This window comes from Propionivibrio sp., from assembly GCF_041441355.1.
Taxonomy (GTDB): Bacteria; Pseudomonadota; Gammaproteobacteria; order Burkholderiales; family Rhodocyclaceae; genus Propionivibrio.
On sequence record NZ_JASDTF010000005.1, the window covers coordinates 16,022 to 32,279 of the forward strand.

Annotated in this window: 17 protein-coding genes and 2 riboswitches; all 17 genes read right to left on the reverse strand. The window is 68.6% G+C overall.

What is annotated here, in order from left to right:
- Positions 1-18 precede the first annotated feature (18 nt).
- Positions 19-2,103 carry a TonB-dependent receptor gene (locus tag QMB55_RS01890; RefSeq protein ID WP_497586968.1) on the reverse strand — a complete coding sequence of 695 codons (2,085 nt, stop codon included), beginning with the start codon at positions 2,101-2,103 and terminating at the stop codon, positions 19-21.
- 209 nt (positions 2,104-2,312) lie between these two features.
- Positions 2,313-3,146, reverse strand: a complete 834-nt coding sequence (locus tag QMB55_RS01895; RefSeq protein WP_497586969.1) for a class I SAM-dependent methyltransferase — start codon at positions 3,144-3,146, stop codon at positions 2,313-2,315.
- A gap of 222 nt (positions 3,147-3,368) precedes the next feature.
- A riboswitch (cobalamin riboswitch) is annotated at positions 3,369-3,625 on the reverse strand.
- A 46-nt stretch (positions 3,626-3,671) separates the two neighbouring features.
- The gene (cobJ, locus tag QMB55_RS01900; protein ID WP_497586970.1) at positions 3,672-4,673 is read right to left on the reverse strand and encodes a precorrin-3B C(17)-methyltransferase; all 1,002 of its coding nucleotides are present in this window, start codon (positions 4,671-4,673) and stop codon (positions 3,672-3,674) included.
- Positions 4,670-5,074, reverse strand: a complete 405-nt coding sequence (locus QMB55_RS01905; RefSeq protein ID WP_497586971.1) for a cobalamin biosynthesis protein — start codon at positions 5,072-5,074, stop codon at positions 4,670-4,672. The genes cobJ and QMB55_RS01905 overlap by 4 nt, the downstream gene beginning before the upstream one ends.
- A gap of 271 nt (positions 5,075-5,345) precedes the next feature.
- A complete protein-coding gene (locus tag QMB55_RS01910) occupies positions 5,346-6,227 on the reverse strand; it encodes a cobalamin biosynthesis central domain-containing protein (RefSeq protein WP_497586972.1) in 882 nt (293 codons plus the stop codon).
- Positions 6,212-7,021, reverse strand: coding sequence for a precorrin-2 C(20)-methyltransferase (gene cobI / locus QMB55_RS01915; RefSeq protein WP_497586973.1), 810 nt, complete (start codon positions 7,019-7,021; stop codon positions 6,212-6,214). The genes QMB55_RS01910 and cobI overlap by 16 nt, the downstream gene beginning before the upstream one ends.
- A 22-nt stretch (positions 7,022-7,043) precedes the next feature.
- A complete protein-coding gene (locus QMB55_RS01920) occupies positions 7,044-7,601 on the reverse strand; it encodes a GNAT family N-acetyltransferase (RefSeq protein WP_497586974.1) in 558 nt (185 codons plus the stop codon).
- Entirely contained in the window at positions 7,598-8,914 is a 1,317-nt protein-coding gene (cbiE, locus tag QMB55_RS01925; RefSeq protein ID WP_497586975.1) for a precorrin-6y C5,15-methyltransferase (decarboxylating) subunit CbiE, read from the reverse strand. Before cbiE ends, QMB55_RS01920 begins: the two co-directional genes overlap by 4 nt.
- On the reverse strand, positions 8,911-10,050 hold the full coding sequence (locus tag QMB55_RS01930) for a cobalt-precorrin-5B (C(1))-methyltransferase (protein WP_497586976.1): 1,140 nt from the start codon (positions 10,048-10,050) through the stop codon (positions 8,911-8,913). Before QMB55_RS01930 ends, cbiE begins: the two co-directional genes overlap by 4 nt.
- 40 nt (positions 10,051-10,090) lie before the next feature.
- A complete protein-coding gene (locus QMB55_RS01935) occupies positions 10,091-10,759 on the reverse strand; it encodes a precorrin-8X methylmutase (RefSeq protein ID WP_497586977.1) in 669 nt (222 codons plus the stop codon).
- 6 nt (positions 10,760-10,765) lie between these two features.
- Positions 10,766-11,698 carry a sirohydrochlorin chelatase gene (locus QMB55_RS01940; RefSeq protein ID WP_497586978.1) on the reverse strand — a complete coding sequence of 311 codons (933 nt, stop codon included), beginning with the start codon at positions 11,696-11,698 and terminating at the stop codon, positions 10,766-10,768.
- Positions 11,691-12,488, reverse strand: coding sequence for a precorrin-4 C(11)-methyltransferase (gene cobM / locus QMB55_RS01945; protein WP_497586979.1), 798 nt, complete (start codon positions 12,486-12,488; stop codon positions 11,691-11,693). Before cobM ends, QMB55_RS01940 begins: the two co-directional genes overlap by 8 nt.
- Entirely contained in the window at positions 12,478-13,380 is a 903-nt protein-coding gene (locus tag QMB55_RS01950; protein WP_497586980.1) for an energy-coupling factor ABC transporter ATP-binding protein, read from the reverse strand. The genes cobM and QMB55_RS01950 overlap by 11 nt, the downstream gene beginning before the upstream one ends.
- 2 nt (positions 13,381-13,382) lie before the next feature.
- Entirely contained in the window at positions 13,383-14,126 is a 744-nt protein-coding gene (cbiQ, locus tag QMB55_RS01955) for a cobalt ECF transporter T component CbiQ (protein WP_497586981.1), read from the reverse strand.
- Positions 14,120-14,506 carry an energy-coupling factor ABC transporter substrate-binding protein gene (locus QMB55_RS01960; protein WP_497586982.1) on the reverse strand — a complete coding sequence of 129 codons (387 nt, stop codon included), beginning with the start codon at positions 14,504-14,506 and terminating at the stop codon, positions 14,120-14,122. Before QMB55_RS01960 ends, cbiQ begins: the two co-directional genes overlap by 7 nt.
- The gene (locus tag QMB55_RS01965; protein WP_497586983.1) at positions 14,503-15,180 is read right to left on the reverse strand and encodes an energy-coupling factor ABC transporter permease; all 678 of its coding nucleotides are present in this window, start codon (positions 15,178-15,180) and stop codon (positions 14,503-14,505) included. The genes QMB55_RS01960 and QMB55_RS01965 overlap by 4 nt, the downstream gene beginning before the upstream one ends.
- Before the next feature lie 127 nt (positions 15,181-15,307).
- Positions 15,308-15,515, reverse strand: a riboswitch (cobalamin riboswitch).
- 57 nt (positions 15,516-15,572) lie between these two features.
- Positions 15,573-16,244: a Crp/Fnr family transcriptional regulator gene (locus tag QMB55_RS01970; RefSeq protein ID WP_497586984.1), complete on the reverse strand. Its 672-nt coding sequence runs from the start codon at positions 16,242-16,244 to the stop codon at positions 15,573-15,575.
- Positions 16,245-16,258: the final 14 nt, after the last annotated feature.

The window sequence follows — 16,258 nt, forward strand, 5'->3', positions numbered from 1 at the left end:
CGCGACGCCGCAGCAGCTTCACAGGCTCAAGCGCACGCGCACGAACACGCTGCGCGGCGCCCCGGCGTTGCCGGCTTCCTGCGAGGACATGTCGTCGCCGATGTAGTACTCGTCGGTCAGGTTATTGACCCCGGCCTGCACGCTCAGCATCGACGACACCTGATAGCTGAGCGCGGTGTTGAGCAAGGTGTAGCTCGGCAGCTTCTGCGAATGGGCAACGTTGTCGCGCAGATAGCGGCTGCCGACGTAGTTGGCCGAAGTCGTCCACACCCAGCGTCCGTAGGCATAGGTCGCGCCCAGCCCGGCGATGTTGCGCGCCGACATGCGCACCCGGTTGCCACCGTAGTTCTGCGTCGGTTTGCCGGCGTTATCGTAGGTCTGAAAGTCGCGCAGCTTGGCGTCCTGGCGCGTGTAGTGCGCGTAGCCGCGCCAATGCTCGCCCAAGCGCCACCCTAACAGCGATTCGACCCCCTGGGTGCGCGAAGTGGCGTTGCTGAAGATGAAGCTGTCCGGCCCATTGCGGAAGGAACGCTGACCGTCGAGCTTGTCGGCCCGGAAGGCGCTCACCTGATAGGTCCAGCGCTGTTCCGGTCCTTCGCCCTTCACCCCGATTTCGAGACTGCGCGTCCGCTCCGGGCGCAGCAGGTCGGGCACCACCACGTTGTTGCGCGTATTGAGCGCCACCGCCTGGGGCCGGAAACCCTCGCTCCAGTTGAAGAAGGTCGAGTGCGCGCTGTCGCCGCGCCGGGCGTAGATCCAGTCGGCGCCGAAGCGCGGGCTGGTGCGGCTGTCTTCTTGGCGTGATTCGGCGTTCGTGTTCGAGCGCGTCAGACGCTGTTCGAAGGCGTCGTGGCGAATTCCGGCGACGAGGCCGAGATCGCCGATTTCGAGCCGGTCCTGCAGATAGAAGCTGCGCACCTCCTGGTCGAAGCGCGAGGCCACCGCCGGGCCGCGCACACCGCGCGGGTCGTTGTTCTTGTTGCTGACCGGCGTGTTGTAGTCCGGCCCGCGATAGGTCGGCGCATTACGGAAGGTCGGCGACACCTGATCCTGCCAGGCGTGTTCAAGATTGATGCCGAACTGCAGCGTATTGCTCCAACCCTTACCTTCATGCCGGTGGGTCAGGGCAAGATCGTGGAAGACGCCACGGTCGGAAGTGTCGGTCTCGGAATACCCCTTGCTCACCGCCGTCGGTCCGGGGACGATGGTCACGCCGCCCATGAACAGGCGGTCGTAGCACGCAAAGCTGGTGAGATGACGCAGCGACCACCCCTGAGCCAGGCGCAGCTCGTTCTTCCAGGCCACGGACTGGTAATCGCCGTCGATTTGCACGCCGGGAATCGCATAATTGTCGCGTGCGCTGATCCCGTACATCGGCTTGCCGTCCTTGAGCGGCACGATCGAGCCGCGCTCGGCGCGCACCTGGGTGTCGTAGATCTGCAGGCCGGTCGTCCAATCTGAACTCATCGCATGGTCGATGCCCAGCACGGTGGCCGGCTGGCGGCGCTCGGTATTTTTCTGGAAACCGTCGTTCTCGGCATGGGCAAGGCCGATGAAGACGTTGCCGCGCGCGTAGTCGAAACGCTGCCGGTAGCTGCCGTCGAGCCGCCCGAAGCTGCCGGCGGTGGCGGTGACGGTCGCCCCTTCCTTCTCCGGTCGCATGAAGAATTGGGCCACGCCACCGATGGCATTGCGCCCGTACAAGGCCGACGCCGGCCCCTTGACGAACTCGATGCGCTCGACCAGATCGGGTGCGATCAGGGTGACGTCGGCATTGCCTTGGAGCAGGCGCAAAGGCACGCCGTCGATCAGCACCAGGACGTCCTGCGTGTCGCGCAGGCCCCGCGTCTCGAAGCGCGTGTAGTAATTGCCCTGGGTGCCGTGCTGCAGGCCGGGAACGCTGCGCAGCGCCTCTTCGAGCGTGCGCGCGCCGCTGTTGTCCATCTCCTCGCGCGTCACCACTGCGGTGGAGAACGGCAGGCGCAGCGGATCCTCGTCGAGCCGGGTCGCGGTGCTGACGACGCGCGCCGCGCTCACCTCGACGCTGGGCAATCGAGGCGCTTCGTTTTCAGCCCGCAAGGTGGCGGGAAAGAGGCTGAACACGACCAGGGAGCACCAGGCCGCTGAGCGAGGGAAAGGCGGGGGAGAAAATTCGGAATGCATGGAAGTTAGCCTTGAAATGAGAAGAAAAAAGCCTCGCCGCCCGGGGTGACATCATTCGCCATGGGGGGAGAAAGACGGCGGAACGCTCATGGGGTAAGCGTGACGCAGCGCGACGAGGCGAAAAGGGAAATGGCGCAGCGGGCCAAGGTTCAGAACCTCCAGCGGAGCACTGCGCTGCGCTTGGCGCAGACGATACGGGCTTCCTCGCCGCCCGGCCCCAGGCGGTAGTCGAGGTAGTCGGCGACGGCCCGGCCGTGGGCACTGTCGGACGCCAGTTCGAGGCGCTCAAGAAAATGCCGGACGACCAATTCACGGGACTTGAACGTCAGGCGGCACTGCCAGTCGACGAAATCAATCGCCTGTGGCTGCTGTTCGCGCGCCAGGGCGGCCAGGGTGCGTTCGAACGCCGGCCCGGTGTCGGCGCCGTGCAATTCAGGCGGCAGGAAGCCGGCCAGGCAGAAGGTCGACGGGCCGTACTGCGCGGGCACCACCCAGACCATCTCGTGCCGGCAGCGCTCGACGAGGTCGTCAAAGAGCGCGCCGGCTTCGTGGTGCGTCGCACCGAGATTGAAGGCGAAGACGCTTTCGGCACAAAAGGACTCCGGCAGTCCCTGCCAGGTCGTCGCCAGGTGCGCCAAATCGACCCCGTCGCGTGCCAGTTGCGGCCGCAGTCGGGCCAGCGCCTCGCCCATCGCCACGTTCGGCTCGACCGCCAGCCAGCGTGCCGGACGGGCCAGGCAACGACGGCTCAGGGCGCCATTGCCGGCGCCGATGTCGAGCACGTCGCGATGATCGCCGCCGACCACCGGCGCCAAGCGCTCGGCGTAATCGGATTCTTCGAGGATTTCGAGGTAGAGACGGGCTTGCGCCTCAGGCGAAAGCGGGCCATGCCAGCCCGCTTCGCGCCGCGTGGCCGGTTGAACAGGGCGCGGCGCAAAAGCGGCCGGCGAATCGGGCCAGGACAGTGAAGAACGCTCGGACACTCGCGGCGCGGCACGCTGAGCGCGGCGCCCCACGGCGGGCGACGATGGCGCCGTTCCGAGGCGCGAGTCTACCGGAACAGGAGAAATGGGAAACGACATGCGAACCGCTCCTTCGTCAGGCCGTCCGCCACGGAACGACAGGCATGTGACCAAGGAATGATCGCCGCTTGCCGCCCTCCGCATCCCCGCAGACAGGCCATTGCAATCGCCGTCGCGCACGCGCGGCGGCACCGACGACAGGCCGGTCTCCGGGCTCGCAAGTCTTGGTGCATCGCCTTCCCGATACCGCCGTGCAAACTGCTGCGCACGGACGGACTTCAGTGGCTGGCGTTTCCGGGCGGAAACGCCGTGATGCACCCGCACTCGCTTACCGTTGCGGGGGCAGCCGGGGCATTGCGGTCGATTGAACCGCGCACCCCGTTCCCGTTTCACCCCGGCGTCTGGACGACGCCTGGGGCACCTGTCGTTGCTGTCCGGTACAACTCAAGCAGGGGACACCGGACCGTCCCGAATTCAAGATCTATTCTACTCGCATTCAGAATCCATGACGACGTCACTCTCCGTATCGGCGCTCTCAGCCAGCACGGCGGCAACGTAATCCTCGGGCAGCCGGTCGCGGCGGGCGATTTCGGCCAGCGACAACCCGGCGGCGTGGCGCGTGCGCACGTCCTCGAGCCAGCCCGTCAGGCCCGTCGACAGCGAACGCCCGGCCTGCTCGCCAAGGCGCGTGTTGCGCTCACCGTCTTCGACCGCGTATTTGTTGGCGTAACCGCGCGGGGTGATCATCAGCCCGTCGCGCACATAGGTGTTGGAGTTGCCGATCAGCACCGTCGACAGCATCCCGATCTCGGCTTCGCCCATCTTTTCCAGGGTGGTGAATTCGATCCGCTGCTTGGGCCGGAACGCCGACTTGACGACCGCGACCGGCGTCTGTGGATCGCGGTGGCGCAGGAAGATGCGCTGCGCTTCGAGCACCTGCCGGGTGCGGCGCCCGCTCTTGGGGTTGTAGAGGGCGACGACGAAGTCGGCGTAGGCCACCGCGTCGAGCCGGCGGGCGATGGTCGGCCACGGGGTGAGCAGGTCGGAGAGCGAGATGGCACAAAAATCGTGGGTCAGCGGCGCGCCGACCAGCGCGGCGCAGGTGTTGATCGCCGAGGCGCCGGGGACGATCTCGACCGCGATCTCCGACTCCGGCGTCCACCCGGCCTGAAAGAGGACTTCGAAGGTCGGTCCGGCCATCCCGTAGACGCCGGCATCGCCCGAGGAAATCAGCGCCACCGTCTTGCCCTCGCGGGCGCGGGCGTAGGCTTCGATGGCGCGGTCAAGCTCCTCGGTCATCGACTTCTTGATCACCTCCTTGCCGTCCAGCAGCTCGGCGACAAGGCGGATGTAGGTGACGTAGCCGATCACCGTGTCGGCCTCGGCGATCGCCGCGCGGGCGCGGTCGGTCAAGTGGTCGTGGCTGCCCGGGCCGAGGCCGACGAGCAGGATCTTGCCGGCTTTGACCGGCGTGGCGGGTGCATTCATGAGGGCATCCTGGCGATGGAGACGGTGGCGTTGCGGCCGTCCGGGCCGCGCAGCCGATGTTTTTCAATGAGGAGGTGCGAGAGGTCGGTCCCGGCCGCGAGCAGCGCCGCGGCCTCCGACACCGAGGGGGTGCCGGTGTGTTTGCGCACGGTTTCGGAGGGGTTGGGCACCGTCACCTGCGCCAGCTCGGCGGCAGCGTAAAAACGTAGCGTCCAGCCGCACGCGCGGGCGACTTCGAGCAGCCCGGCCTCGTCGGCCTTGAGGTCGATCGAGGCAACGGCTTCGACGTCGGCCAGCGTCGCGCCGGCCCGCGCCAGCGCTTCGTCGATGGCCTGGCGAATCGTCGCGGCCGGCGTGCCACGGTCGCAGCCGAGGCCCAGCGCGAGGCGAATGGGTTTCATGCCCGAACCTCATGACCAAGCCAGCGACGGAGCGCCCAACTCCCCCTCGCAAGCGCCGAGCAGCGCAGCCCGGGCGGGGTCCGTCGGCTGGCGTTGTCCGAGCCGCAGGCGAGTTTAGCCAGCCGCCCGGCCGGGCGAGCCGCGCAGGGGACCGGGCCGCAGGCCCGGCGCGAGCGCGGGGGGCGCCTTTCTTTGCTTCCTTTCTTTGGCGCAGCAAAGAAAGGAAGCCGCCGGTCAGCGGCGGAAAACAGCAGTCGAGGCAGGCTCAGACTCATCCCCCCACCCGATACACCACGCAGCGCCCCGCCAGCGCCGCCGCCAATTCACCCGGCATCTCGCGCTCGGCAATCCACAGCACCGCCGCGAAGCGCTCGAGCGGCACTTCTTCGAGCCGTGTAAACAGCGTCACGTTGCCCGGCAGCGGGCCGCTGCGCCCGTTGGCGTGGCCGGCCCACCACGCCGGGTTGCCGGTTTCCTGCACCAGCGCCACCGGCTCGTCGTTGACCATCGCCGCGCTGCAATGCACGAGCTCGGCATGCGTGGCCTCGAAACGCCAGCCCAGTTCGCGCCCGAGCAGGTCGACGGCGATCGTCTCGCGCGCGTCCGAGGCGGTAGTGAGTACCGGCGTCGCGCCGAGCGCCACGGCGAGGTGGCCGGCGAGCGCGTTGGCGCCGCCGAGGTGGCCCGAAAGAACTGGAATGGCGAAGCGCCCGGCCTCGTCGAGGACCACCACGCCGGGATCGACCTCCTTGCCCTTCAGGTGCGGCGCGATCAGGCGCACCAGCGCACCGAGCGAGACGATGGCGACGATGCCGTCGAAGGCCGCGAACAGTGCCGGCACCTGGTCGCCGACCTTGCCGACGTAAGTGTGCGCAGCGCCGGGCGCGGCGGCCTCGGCTTCGGCCTTGAATTTCTCCGGGCAGTAGAGCTGCGCCCCGGGCAGCGCGGCGACGACGCGCCCGGCCAGCGCGATGCCGTGCCGGGTGATCGCCACCACCGCGATGCCGCGCCGCGCCGGCGTCGGCGCCTCGCTCTGACCGCGCCAGGCGCGCAGCGAGGCCACGAGGCCGGGCACCGGCCGCTCGGCCGCTTCCCGGCTGGCCTGGGCGAGCGGCGCCGCGGCGTCGCGAATGGCTTTCAGGCGTTCACGCATGCGCCGCCCTCCTTTTCCGCCGCCGCGGCCTGACGCCGCCGGCAGCCGCGGCGCAGCTCGCCGCGCGCGCGCTTGGGGTTCTGCACCAGGAGCAGCGAGAGGTAGTTCACTTTTTCCCCGCGCAGCGTGGCGACGTCGCGCACGATGCGTTCCTCGGGCGCGCCGACCTTCTCGATGAAGCAGCTCGTCGCCAGCAGGCCGCGCCGCTCGAGCAGATCGAGGACGTCATCGAGCAGCGGTTTGACCTTGAGCAGCACCAGGGTGTCGAACTCGTCGAGCAGATGATCGATGACCGTCGTGCCATAGGCCGCCGGAACGATGGCCAGCGTTTCGTCCTCTTCGGCCAGCGACAGTTCGGCGCTCGCCGCCGCTGCGGCGAAGGACGAGACGCCGGGAATGGTCTCGACGACGACCCCGGGCGCCAGCTCGCAAACGACGCGCGCCAGATGGCGGAAGGTGGCGAAGGTCGAGGCGTCGCCCTCGACCAGGAAGACGAGATCGCGCCCTTCGGCGAGCAGCACGACGGTCTGCTGCGCCGCACGCAGCCAGGCCTTGGCGAGAATTTCCGGATCGCGCGTCATCGGGAAGACAAGCGCCACGGCGTCGGCCGGCGCGGGCAGTCCGCCGCGTTCGACGATGGACAGCGCATAGGACGACTCCTCGGCCTTCTTCACCGGGTAGAGCCAACGCGCGCCCGACTGGAGCGTGGCCCAGGCGCGGCGGGTAATGAGTTCGGGATCGCCGGGGCCGAGCGAGGCGCCGATCAGTTTTCCGTATTTTTTTTGTTCCGTCATGAAATCGATCCGATAAACGGGTTCAGCGTGAGGGAAAAGCCCGCCACTCGCCCCGGGCGAGGCGGTAAAGGCAGTGTTCGCGCAAAGGGTGGCCTTCCGGCAAGGCCGGGTGTTGAAAGTTCTCCGGGCTCCGGCGCATCCCGAGGCGCGCCATCACCGCCTGCGAACGCAGATTTCCGAGGCTCGTGAAGGCAACGATTTCCTCCAGATCCAGCTCGACGAAACCGAAGCGTAATGCGACCCGCGCCGCTTCACTGGCATAACCTTGATGCCAATATCCTTGTGCCAGGCGCCAGGCGATCTCGACACAGGGCGAAAACGGCAACTCGTCGCTCGGAATGTTCAAACCGACGAAACCGATGAATTCTCCACCGGCCTTACGCTCCAGCGCCCAAACACCCCAACCGCGGTCGTCGATCATGGCCTTAAAACGCAAGGCCAGCGCATCGCTGCGCTCTCGATCAAGCCGCGCGGGGAAGTGCTCCATCACGACCGGATCGGCCCCCATCTCGGCAAAGGCGGGCAAATCCGCCGCCTGCCATTGCCGTAGCCGCAAGCGGTCGCTTTCGAGCCTGCTCATTCGCACCCTCCTTCGACTGCGGCGAAGGCAGTCACCACCCACACCGGGTTCTGCGCCGCCATTCGATGCATGTCGAGGATGGGCTGGCTGCGGCTGGCCTGCAGTTGCACCACGTCCCAGGTCGCGCCGGCGGCCTTGAGCGCCGCCGTGGCGGTGGCCAGGTTCTCCAGGGTGACGAAGTTCATCACCAGCCGGCCGCCGGGTTTGAGGCGGGCGAGAACGAGTTCGATCAGCGCCGCCAGCTCGCCGCCCGAGCCGCCGATGAACACCGCATCGGGGTCCGGCCAGGTGTCGAGGTGCGCCGGCGCCTTGCCCTCGACCAGGGTGTAGTTGCCGGCCCGCAGGCGCAGCGCGTTGGCCCAGGCATTGGCCGCGTCCTCGGCGTTCTTCTCGATCGCGAAGACATGCCCCAGTGGCGCGAGGCGCGCGCATTCGAGCCCGACCGAGCCCGAGCCGGCGCCGATGTCCCAGACCACCGCGTCGGGCGCGAGGCGCAACTTGGCGAGCGACAGCGCGCGCGCTTCCTGCTTGGTGATCAGCCCTTTCTCGGGGGTGCGCTGGAGGTACTCGCGATCCTCGAAGCCGAAACACGGCGCCCGCGCCTCGAGCGCGCGTTCGTGGCACTCGAGGCGTTCGAGTCGTTCGATCAGCAGCACGCTGGGCGCGGCAAAATCCATGGCCGCGGCCTCGGCCGGGGTAAGGTCGCGGAAGATCGCTTCGTCGGGCAGGCACAGCCGGCAGGCGACCGAGATCCGGGTGTCGTCGGCGTAACCGGCGATGACGAGCGCCCGCGCAATCCGCGCCGGGCCGTTCTCCGGGCCGGTAAAGGCGAACACCCGCCGCTGGCGGGCAATGGCACGCAACAAAGGATAAAGCCCGTGCTCGGGCGTGGCACCGACCTGCCATTCGCCGGCATCCTTGCCGTGACACGAGGCGATCGTCACGTCCTGCCAAGGCTTGCGCCAGCGGGCAAACGCCAGTTGCAGCGTCGACGGCGCCGGCAGCACCTCGACCTCCGTGGCTTCGAACTTGCCGAGCAGAAAGCTGGCGATGCCGTGGCAGAGCGGATCGCCAGTCGCCAGCACGGCGACCGTGTCGCCGGCCGCACGCGCCGCGGCGATCCACGCCGGCAACTCGACGAGCGCGCCGTCCTGGGCGCGCAGTTCGGCCTGCGGCAGCTGCGTGCGCACCAGATCGAGCGTGCGCTGCGCGCCGATCACCAGCGCCGCCCCGGAGAGCACGCGGCGTGCCGCGTCGGACAGTCCGGCCCAGCCGTCGTCGAGAATGCCGACAATGTGGATCGATCCCTTCACAACACCTCCTCTTCATCGACGCGGCAGATGAACTGCCCTTCAAAATCGCAGACCAGCACCGCCAGGCGGTAATGGCCCGGGTATTGCCCTTTCAGGCTGCGGATCGCGCGCCGGGCGAGTTCGCGGTGGAAGTCGACGGTCAGCCCCAGCGCCGCCAAACGTTCAGCGGCAAAACGGGCGGTCTCGGCGGCGCGGATCTCTTCGACGAGATCGCGCGGCGCCCCGACCGCATCCGCCGCCGCGGCGAGCAGGTCGCGGTCGATCTCGGCCTTCCAGGCATGCGTCACCGTCAATCCCTGGCCCATCTTGGTCAGCTTGCCGACCATCGCGCCGACATACACCCGCGTCATTTTGCGCTTGATCGCGCTGGAGAAGGCCGCCTTGACGAAGTCGCCCATCTGCACGAAGCAGGCTTCGCCCAACTCGGGCAGGCTGCGCATGGCGAATTTCTCGGTCCGTCCGCCGGTGGTGAACACCACACTCGTCTGCCCCTGCCGGGCGGCGACGTCGACGGCCTGAACGACGCTGGCGCGGAAGGCGGCGGTCGAGTACGGACGGACAATGCCGGTGGTGCCGAGGATGGAGATGCCGCCGAGGATGCCGAGGCGGGCGTTGAGCGTCTTCTTCGCCATCTCCTCGCCACCGGGGACCGCGATCGTCACCTCCAGGCCATCATGCGCCAGCAGTTCGCAGGCGGCCTCGCGCACGTTGTCGGCGATGTTGCGGCGCGGCACCGGGTTGATCGCCGGACCGCCGACTTCCAACCCCAGCCCTTCCTTGGTCACCGTGCCGACGCCGGGCCCACCCTTGAGCACGATCTCGCCCGCGCGGTGCGGCAGCAGGCGCACGTCGGCGGTGAGGTGGGCGCCGTGCGTGGCGTCCGGATCGTCGCCGGCGTCCTTGATGATCACCGCGTGCGCGCTGCCGTCCTCGGCGACGCGGCCGTCGACGACGGCGAAGCTCACCGTCTGGCCGTTGGGCAGGCGGCAGGCCACTTCGGCCGGCACCTCGCCGGCGAGCAGCCCGAGCGCCGCCGCCTTGGCCGCCGCCGCGGCGCAGGCGCCGGTGGTAAAACCCGTGCGGTTGCCGCGCGCACGCCGGCCGTCGCCCTTGCGGACCTTGGATTCGCCGCTCATGCCTTCATGCCTCCACCGCGTCCGCACGCATGCTGGCGCCTCACCCGCGCTGCTGCGCTTCGGCCAACCCCAGCAGGGCGTGGATCGCGGCGACGACCAGGGTCGAACCGCCTTTGCGGCCGCGGATGGCGATCCAGGGCACCTCGGTAACCTGCATCATCTCGGCCTTCGACTCGGCCGCCGAGACGAAGCCCACCGGCATGGCGACGACCAGCGCCGGGCGGACACCTTCTTCGCGGATCAGGCGGATCACTTCGTAGAGCGCGGTCGGCGCGTTGCCGATCCCGACGATGGCGCCTTCGAGCGTGCCCTCGCGCCAGGCTTTGCGCATCGCCTGCACGGCGCGTGTGGTTTCTTCGGCGTGCGCGCGTTCGATGACGTCCGGGTCGGAGATGTAGTGGTGGGTGTGCATGCCGAAGTGCGCCAGACGCGGACGCGACAGGCCGACGCAGATCATTTCGACATCGGCGACCACCGGCGTGTTGCCGCGAAGCACGGCGGCCAGGCCCGCCTGCATGGCGTCGGAATGAAAGGCAGTGAGGCCGTTGAACTCGAAGTCGGCGTTGGCGTGGATCATCCGCCGCACCAGCGGCCACTGCTCGGGCGTGTAGTCGTGCGGCCCGGCCTCGGCGTCGATGATGGCGAAGGAATCGTGCTCGATCGCCCGCCCGGCGGCGGTGAGCTGTTCGGTGACGGTGTTGGCGTTCATCGCGTCCTAGGCGTGGTGGCAATGGGCATGAGCGTGGGCGTGACCGTTACCGTGCGCATGCCCGTGTGCACAGCCGCCTGCAGTGTGGCTGTGGTCGTGCAGGTGTTCGGCTTCGGCGAGTTCGCGGTACTTGCAGCCGTCGCATTCGAGCAGGCCGGCGGCGGCTGTGCCGGCCAGGGCATCGGCGACGCGCGTATCGAGGATGTGGAAGATGCCGGCATCGAAACCGAAGTACTCGGCCAGCGCGAACGCGATGTGCGGATACTGGCCGCGCAGGCGTTCGACCTGGGCCTCGATGCGTTCGATCAGCACCCCGGTGAACAGGTAAACCGGGACGATGCAGACCTGCGTCATCCCCAGCTTGGCCTGACGCTGGACCACGCTTTCGAGGCGCGGCCAGGTGACTCCGGTGAAGGCGAGGTCGACGAGCTCGTGTTCGTTGTCCTCGTAGATCCAGCGCGCCATCTTGGCCAGCTCGCCATTGGCGCCGGCGTCCGACGAGCCGCGCCCGAGCAGGATCACGCCGGTCGTTTGCGGGTCGGGCACGGCCAGTTCGCGCATCAAGCCGTCGAGGCGCGCCTGCAGCACGGTGCCGACATCGCGCCCCATGCCCAAGTGACGGGCGAGGACGAACTCGACCTCGGGATGCTCGGCGCGGGCGTGCTCGAGCGCTGCCGGGATTTCCATCTTGACGTGCCCGGCGGCGTTGAGGATGAAGGGCACGACGACGACCCGGCGGGCGCCCTGGGCGGCGCGTTCGAGACCGTCGGCAAGCAGGACGTCGGCGTACTCGATGAAACAGACGAGGATGCGCCAGTCGGGATGGCGCACGCGCCAGAGTTCGGCGAAGGCCTCGATCTCGGCGTTGCCCTCGCGCTTGCGCGAACCGTGGCCAACGAGGAGAACCGTGGCTGCGGCGGTGGGATGCAGTTCAATCATGGGAGACTCCTGATTCCGTGGCCCGGCGGAAACGGTGGCTGAACGCCGGATCGTACAGTTTTGAACGCGCCAGTTCGACCCAGTCGGCGGCACCTAAAGTCGGGCTGGCGACGATCATCGCCTGGCTGCCGATCTTCTCGGCCTGGCATTTTTTCTTGATGTCGGCGAGCGTGCCGCGAACGATCTTTTCCTCGCCCGGCCAGCTCGCCTTCTGCACCACCAGGATCGGTGCGTCCTCTGGCCAGCCGGCGGCGCGCAGCCCGTCCTGTACCTCGTGCAGCAGGGTGATCGAGAGGTAGATGCAAAGCGTGCAGCGGTGCGCGGCGAGCGCCGCCAGGTCTTCGCCCGGCGGCATCGGCGTGCGCCCGGCGACGCGGGTCAGGATCACCGTCTGCGTCACTTCGGGCAGGGTCAGCGTCTCGCCAGCCGCGGCCATCGAGGCCATCGCCGAGGAGACGCCGGGCACCACGCCCCATTCGATCCCGGCGGCGGTGAGCGGGCGCGTCATCTCGATCAACGCGCCATAGAGGCCAGGGTCGCCGGTTTGCAGGCGAACGACGCTGGCATGGCGGGCGCTCTGCTCGATCAGCCAGGCGGTCATGTCCTCCAGCGTCATGTCCTTCGAATCGCGGATGACGCTGCCCGGCGGCGCAAACTCGGCCGCCGCCCGGTCGACCAGCGAACCGGCGTAGAGCACCGCCCCGGCTTCGCCGAGCAGGCGCCGCCCCTTGAGTGTGAGCAACTCGGGATCGCCGGGGCCGGCGCCGACGAACCACACCTTACCCGGCATCGACCGCCTCCGTGTACGAACAAGGGATCATCAGGAACTCCTTCGGTGAACAGGCGGCCGGCGCCTCCGCCAGCAAGGACAGTAATTGGGCCTGCGAGCGCGGACACGCCTGCGGGGGCAACAGCCCGCGCGCCGCGAGCACGGCGGCGAGGCGCGCCACGGCCGGAACCGGCACGCCTGCGGCGGCCAGCGCCGCTTCGGCCTCGGGCAGTTGCGCCGCGTCGAGCGAGGCGACGCCGCGCCCGGCGGCCAGGAGATGGACCCGCTCGGCCCAGCGGTAGGCGAAATCGACGTCGTGGGTGGCGACAAGCAGGGTCACCCCACGCGCATTGAGCCGATCGAGCACGGCCAGCAAGTCCTCGCGCATGGCGTGGTCGAGGCCGGCCAGCGGTTCATCGAGCAGCAGCAGTTCGGGCTCCATCGCCAGCACGCCGGCGATGCAGACCCGTTTTTTCTGCCCGAAGCTCAGGTGATGCACGCATTTATCGGCGCACGCGGCCATGCCAACGGCGTCGAGCGCGGCGGCAACGCGCGCGCGAACGGTCGCCTCGTCGAGGCCCAGATTGAGGGGGCCGAAAGAGACGTCTTCGTACACACTAGCCGAAAAAAGCTGCCGGTCCGGGTTCTGGAACACCAGCCCGACTTTGCCGCGCAGTTCGCGCAGCCCGGCGCGCCCGTAATCGAGCGTCTGGCCGGCGTAACGTACGTGGCCGGCCTGCGGACGCAGAAGACCGTTGGCCAGTTGGAAAAGGGTCGTTTTGCCGGCGCCGTTGGCCCCGATCAGCACCTCGCGCGCGCCACGCCGCACCGCCAGCGTGCAGCCGTCGAGGCCGACACTGCCGTCGGGATAGGCAAAGCGCACGGTGTCGAGTTCGAGCAGGGGCACGGCCATCGTCAAAGCCCCCAACGGTGTGCGGCGACGCCCGCGAGCAGCGCGGCGGCGGCCAGGGCTGCGACGCGCACTTCCTGCTCGGCCCGCGGCCAGGCGCGCGCCAGGACACGCAGCCGCCCGTCGCCGCAACGCGCCCGCGCGGCGGATTCGAGTTCGGCGGCCCGGCGCCAGACCTCGACCGCCAGCGCCCCGAGCAGGACCCCGAGCGCGCGCCAGGCGTGCCGCGGCGAAGCGTAGCCGAGGCGCGCCGCCTGTGCGGCGGCAATGTCGCGCCGCGCCTCGGCGAAGACGAAAAGCATGCGGTAGCCGACGACTATCATCTCAAGCAGGGTTTCGGGAACGCGCAGCCGGCGCAACGCGGCAACAAGGTCGGCGAGCGGGGTACACAACGCAAGGAAGAGCAAGGCCCCGACGGCGGCCAGCGCACGTGCCGAGACGGTCGCCGCCGAGGCAAGGCCGTAGGGTGCAAACGAGACGCTCAGCGTCTGCGCATCGAAGGCCAGCGCCAGCGACAATGCGCTGAGTGCGAGGAATGCCAGCGGTGCGGCGAGAACGCGCAGGTAGAGCCCCGCCGGCACGCGCGCGCCGGCCAGCGTGGTGGCCGCACAGACGCCGGCCACGGCCAGCGCGGCCGCGGGCGTCGCCGCCAGGTAGGCGGCGATGAGGCCGGCGGCGGCAAACAGTGCCTTGGCTTGCGGGCAGACGCCGCGCCAGCGGTTGCGCTGCGCTGCCTCTTCGATCAGCACGCGCGCGCCGGTCCGGACGATGCGGCTGGGGCCGGGGCTGACACCAAGGCCTGCGCATCGACGCCCAGCTCGCGGCGCAGTTTTTCGCGCGCCCGGGCCGCCCCGATGTAGTAGCCGAGGAAACCGGCGCCGAGCGCGGCCTGGAGGGCGAAGAGCAGCGAGGCGATCTCGCCGCTCGGCGGCTCGAACAGCGGTTCGAACCACGGCGCGTAGTCGGGCGAGATCTCGCCAATGGCGTTCTTGGCCTTGTCGTCGGCGCCGAGGAAGATTTCCGGCGTGTTGCCTTGCGCGTCAGGCTCCGGCGTGTCGACGATCCACAAGGGCGCGACGGCAAGGACGATCACCGCAAGCAGGATCAGCAGATTTTGACGGGAGGTCATGCGCGCACCTCGTCCTTTCCGGCGCCCAGCAGGGCGCGCATTTCGGCGGGGTTGAAGCGCAGCACGGCGTTGATCACCAACACCGTGAGCAGGCCTTCGCTGATCGCCAGCGGCACCTGGGTCAGACCGAAAATGCCGGCGAACTTGGCGAATGAAGCGGCAAAGCCACCCGCCGGGTCGGGGAAGGCCAGCGCCAGCTGGAAGGCGGTGGTGAGGTAGGTCGCCAGGTCAGCGAGCGCCGCGGCGGCGAAGACCGAGAGCGAGAAGCCGGCCTTCATCCGACGCAGCATCTGGAACACCGCGTAAGCGACGAAGGGCCCGACGACGGCCATCGAGAAGACGTTGGCGCCGAGCGTCGTCAGCCCGCCGTGCGCCAGGAGCAGCGCCTGGAAGAGCAGAACCACGGCGCCGATCGGCGCCATCGCCGCCGGACCGAACATCAGCGCGCCGAGGCCGGTGCCGGTCGGATGCGAGCAACTGCCGGTCACCGACGGCAGCTTGAGCGCCGAAAGGACGAAGGAAAACGCGGTCGCGACGCCGAGCAGCATGCGCTGCTCGGGGTTCTCCCGCAGGTGTCTGTTGACGGAACGCAGCCCGTAGGCCACGAAAGGTGCCGCGGCCAAAGACCAGCCGACGGCGTGTTCAACGGGCAGAAAGCCCTCCATGATGTGCATCGTTCTCTCCCACAGCGAGACATGACCAACGTGCCTGTCGTGCAGGAAGCGCATGGAATTCGGGAGAAGGGCCGTCGGCAAGGCATGCGACGAGTCTTCAGAACCTTTCCGGACACCCCGTGGACAGGTACGACGTATGTTCCGGGCCGGTCTTCTGGCTCGCCATCATCCTTCTCCGGCGCCTTCCCGTGCGCAAGGCACAGTGGCATGGGTGCGGAGTCGTCAGGCTCACAGCAGCGGGGGCTGCGCCGGAATGGCCCAGAGGGCGTCACCGGCTTCCCGTTTCACCCCGGCGCGCGGAAAGCACCCGGGGAACCCGAAACGTGGTCGAGTATACCCGCGATCCGCGGTCGGCACTACCCGTCCGCACGGGCCAACGTGGGCCTCGAAGCTCAGAGGTTGAGGTAGTGCCGCAGTCGCTCGCGGTCGCGCACGACCAACTGGTGCCCCCGCTTTTCGACCAGGCCTTTCTCGATCAGCTCGCCGACGGCGCGCCGATACACGCGTTCGATCGTACCGAATCGGGCCGCTTCCAGGCTGCTTTGCCGCGAACCCAGCATCGGGGTGCGCTGATCGTCGCGCCACAGTTCGAGGGCAATGTTGTAGGCAATCGGATGCAACAAGCGGCTGGTGGCGATCTCGAGGGCGTCGACGTAATCGCTGGCCAGGGCGCAGCTGAAGAAGAGCAGCAGTTCGGGTTCGAGCTCCAGGGCGGCGCACAGCCGCTCGGCATCGATGACCTCGGCCTCGATCTCGCTGCGCGCCACGACGCTCCACTGGATGGGGTTGCTGCCGAACAACTCCATTTCGCCCAGCAACTGGTCGTGGCACTCCACCTCGCCGAGCTGGAACAATCGCCCGGAGGCGACGCCGGCGTGGAAGGCGATGCGCCCCTGCGGCACCAGCAGCAGCTCGTTGAGCGGCTCCCCCTGGACGAGCATCAGCTCTCCGGGCATGAAGCGGCGGGTGTGCAGCCGACAGGCGGCCAGTACGGCATCGAAACGGGGTTGCAGGCGAGCGAGCCGCTCACCGAAGCGCTGATTGGAATAGGGCGTGCGCTGCATGGCCTCCTCCTGAG